This is a genomic window from Caldalkalibacillus mannanilyticus JCM 10596, assembly GCF_000615945.1.
Classification (GTDB): Bacteria; Bacillota; Bacilli; order Caldalkalibacillales; family JCM-10596; genus Bacillus_AT; species Bacillus_AT mannanilyticus.
This window is the reverse complement of sequence record NZ_BAMO01000077.1, coordinates 1-3,978: the sequence shown is the minus strand read 5'-3', so window position 1 is coordinate 3,978 and position 3,978 is coordinate 1. Positions and strand designations below refer to the sequence as shown.

Annotated in this window: 4 protein-coding genes and 2 tRNA genes; all 6 read left to right on the top strand. The window is 38.9% G+C overall.

All coding sequences use genetic code 11. The features are described 5' to 3' along the window. Positions 1-130: 130 nt before the first annotated feature. Positions 131-1,213, top strand: a complete 1,083-nt coding sequence (locus JCM10596_RS22580) for a GerMN domain-containing protein (protein ID WP_025029032.1) — start codon at positions 131-133, stop codon at positions 1,211-1,213. 145 nt (positions 1,214-1,358) lie between these two features. Further along, a complete protein-coding gene (gene rph, locus JCM10596_RS22575) occupies positions 1,359-2,150 on the top strand; it encodes a ribonuclease PH (protein WP_025029031.1) in 792 nt (263 codons plus the stop codon). Between the two features lie 62 nt (positions 2,151-2,212). After that, on the top strand, positions 2,213-2,824 hold the full coding sequence (locus JCM10596_RS22570; protein ID WP_025029030.1) for an XTP/dITP diphosphatase: 612 nt from the start codon (positions 2,213-2,215) through the stop codon (positions 2,822-2,824). Between the two features lie 55 nt (positions 2,825-2,879). Continuing rightward, positions 2,880-2,953 (top strand) — tRNA-Gly (locus JCM10596_RS22565). A 39-nt stretch (positions 2,954-2,992) separates the two neighbouring features. Next, positions 2,993-3,069, top strand: a tRNA-Arg gene (locus JCM10596_RS22560). Positions 3,070-3,486: 417 nt separating this feature from the next. Further along, positions 3,487-3,978 (top strand): hypothetical protein (locus JCM10596_RS27120; protein WP_034682132.1); only part of this gene is annotated, 492 nt, incomplete at its 3' end.

The window sequence follows — 3,978 nt, the reverse complement described above, 5'->3', positions numbered from 1 at the left end:
TACACAGACGTCATTTTTTTGTTTGTGGATCATTTTCATGCTACTCTGCATTATTTTTAAGGACAAAGAGTCATATATTTCCTCCTAGCTCGTATACATAGTAGTACAAACCACCTGAGGAGGGAAAACCATGAGAAAAAGTAAAGTAATACTGGGAGTGATCACACTACTCGTTTTTACGATAGTGGCTACTGGGTGCGTTTTTGGACCAAAGGAGGATGCTTCCATAGAAGTAGACCCACCACAGATTGATTACACAGAGGGGGAAGAAGGAGAGTTTGTCATTGAAATTGATGATACGGATGGCGAAGTAGAGGTGACAACAGAAGGAGAAGCTACGAAGGAAGTCAATCGTCAATTGTACTTGTTTGATCATGAGGGGAGAGTAACCCCTATTACAGTTAAATTACCTCATACGGAGTCTGTAGCCAAGCAAGCATTAGAGTATTTAGTAGCAGATGGTCCTGTCACAGAATTGCTTCCTGATGGCATGAGAGCTGTCTTACCAGCAGGAACTGATGTAGCAGTAACAGTAAAGCCAGATGGAACTGCTATTGTAGATTTTTCCAATGAGTTTAAGAATTATCAAGCTCAAGATGAAAAAGGAATTCTTGAAGCGATCACGTGGACACTGACTCAATTTGACACGATCAAACAAGTTGTCATCTGGATCAATGGACATGAGCAAGAAGTTATGCCTGTAGATGGAACACCGATTGGGCAATCATTAAGTCGGAAGGATGGCATTAATGTTGAAGTAGCTGATGGAGTGCGAGTAGGGAATAACTCTGTGATCACCATCTATTTCAAAGCTCAAAACCCAAGTGCAACCCATGACTATTATGTCCCTATTTCTCGCCTTGTGCCTAAGAATCAGGATTTAGTGCAAGCGACAGTGAAAGAACTAATTGCCGGGCCCATGCTTCATTCAGGCTTATTCTCAGAGGTCAGATCATCTACCAAAGTGGATGTTTCAGTAACGGGGAGAACAGCGACATTAAACTTTGATGATCAATTTTTAAATCATTCCATGAATGGAGATAAGGCGTCAGATGATGCTCTTCATTCCTTAGTCTTATCTTTAACGGAAACAGGCTTAGTGGATCAAGTGCAATTTATGGTGAATGGGGAAAGTAATCTCATGTCTTTTTTAGGAACCGATCTAACGAAACCCGTATCAAGACCTGTTTCTGTGAATCCATCTGGATTTTAGTGGAGAGCATTGCTATAATGAAGTCATAAAAGAGGTGGCTTGAAAGGCTCACCTCTTTTTTCACCTTTTTCAAAGAGGAATGAAAAGTGTGTAGTTGAACAATATATTAGAAAGAAATACATTAATGGAAGAGGAAGTGATTGAGATGAGATCAGATCACCGTCAAGCAGATCAGTTACGTAAAGTTACGATAGAGAGTCATGTCATAAAACATGCGGAGGGTTCAGTACTCATTTCTGTAGGGGATACAAAAGTGATATGCACGGCAACGATCGAGGATAAGGTTCCGCCATTTATGAGAGGACAGGGAAAAGGCTGGGTAACGGCTGAATATTCGATGCTACCAAGAGCGACGGAAACGAGAAATGTTCGTGAGTCCAGCAGAGGAAAGCTAAGCGGGAGAACCATGGAAATCCAGAGGCTCATCGGCAGAGCTTTAAGATCTGTTGTTCTTCTAGATAAACTTGGTGAAAGAACCATTTGGTTGGATTGTGATGTGATTCAAGCAGATGGTGGAACGAGAACAGCTTCTATTACAGGAGCCTATGTGGCAATGGTTCATGCCTTAGAAAAATTGGTCAAGGAGCAGAAGGTAGAGAGGCTTCCAGTTAAGGATTTTTTAGCGGCGACGAGTGTAGGTGTACTTAACGATAACCAAGCAGTTCTAGATTTATGCTACATAGAAGATTCTCAGGCTACGGTCGATATGAACATCGTGATGACGGGAAAAGGAGAATTTGTTGAGCTACAGGGAACAGGCGAAGAGCACCCATTCTCTAGAGAACAATTAAATACCTTGCTGTCTTATGGGGAGAAGGGAATTCAGGAGCTAATTGAGCTTCAACGTCAAGCGATAGGAGAAATTGCAGAACAAATTGGGCAGTTGGTTTCGCCTTCAGAAACATCAGCAGATCTAAAACAAGAGCAAAAAGTATAATTAAATTTATCGCGGAATCATTAAAAAAACTAATTTGACAATGTTAGGGGAAAAAAGTAGGTATGAAGAAACAAGTGATATTAGCAACAACGAACATGGGGAAGGTCAAAGAATTTCAAGCTCTGCTTGAACCATTAGACATACAGGTGATGAGCATTCATGATTTGGAAGGAGAACGGATCCCTGAGGTAGTAGAGGATGGGGAAACTTTCGAAGAGAATGCACTGAAGAAAGCTCGGGCATTTTATCGTCAATTCAATATTCCTGCCTTGGCGGATGATTCAGGATTAGAGGTAGATTATTTAAATGGCGAGCCTGGGATTTATTCAGCTCGATATGCAGGAGAAGGAAAAAATGATCAGGATAATATTGAAAAGCTGTTGGAAAAGCTAAAAGAGGTAAAAGAAACGGAGCTGAGGAAAGCTCATTTTACCTGCGCGATCGCTTTCGTTGATGGGGCCGAGGAAGAAACCGTGACCCGCGGAGAGTGTCATGGTGTCATTGCTTCACAGCCTCGTGGAGAGAATGGCTTTGGATATGATCCTATCTTCTATCTGCCTGAAGAAAAGAGAACGATGGCAGAGCTGAGTAAAGAGGAGAAAAACAAGATAAGCCACCGTTCCGTCGCCTTGAAAAAATTGGTCGAAAATTTATCTGTAAAGATTGTTGACTAATGATGAAAAATCAGCTATACTAAATTTTGTCGCTAATAAAGCGAGCAAGAAATAAGCGGGTGTAGTTCAATGGTAGAACTCCAGCCTTCCAAGCTGGTAGCGTGGGTTCGATTCCCATCACCCGCTCCATTATCTTAACCAAGAATGCTCAACAAGTGTTGAGAGTAAGTCCCAGTAGCTCAGCAGGATAGAGCAACAGCCTTCTAAGCTGTGGGTCGGGAGTTCGAATCTCTCCTGGGACGCCATTTTATATAAATATTGAAATGATCATATACATACGTAATACCTCGAAGTCTTAGTATAAAGGTTTCGAGGTTTTTTGTTATATTTTTTGGAAAAATAATAAAAAAAACTGTTCGACATAAAATAACAAAACTAGCTATGTACACTTAGGAAAAATGACAATATAATGTATTTGACAATAAAAGGAACTTTGTAGAGGGAGGGGGGAAACATGAATAAGAAGGTTATTTTTAGTTGCATAGAGATAGCTTTGTTGGTGTCGATCATATTGCTCGTTGGTTTGAGATTGTTTTATGAGATTTTTTTAAATATCAATAGTTCACTTCCTTTTATGATTGTAGCTTTTTTTCTATCTCTATTATTATTGGCAATGAGTGTGATTAGTAGATTTATTATTAAATAGTTAGGAGGATTCTGAAATGAAAAAAATAGGCGTATCTTTACTAGTTTTATTGTTAGTATTTACCGTATTAAATCCTTACAGTACACTAGCAAAGACTGGTACAGAAGATGAACTTCAAGAAATAGCTAATTTAATGGGGATAGAAATTATATCGTCTGAAGAAAATGGTAGTGTCTATAGGTTAAAAAGTGAAGATGGTATAGTCTATGAATATGACGAAAAAGTAGTTTCCAGTAAAAACAAAGATATCATCACAACAAAAATATATGTTGTTGAAGGTGATGAGAAAAAATTAGTTGATCAATTTACCACACATATTGAGGAAGACGAAACTAATATAACTATTAGTAACTCGAAAAAAGAAGAATTATATGCAATCAACTTGTCTTCAATGACTAATTATGAATTAATTGAAGAAAAGGAATCTGATAATGTTTTAAACACTCAATTAGGTGTGTGGTATGGATCTCGTATCTTATCAGGCTCCTTAGATGTGAAATATAAATTA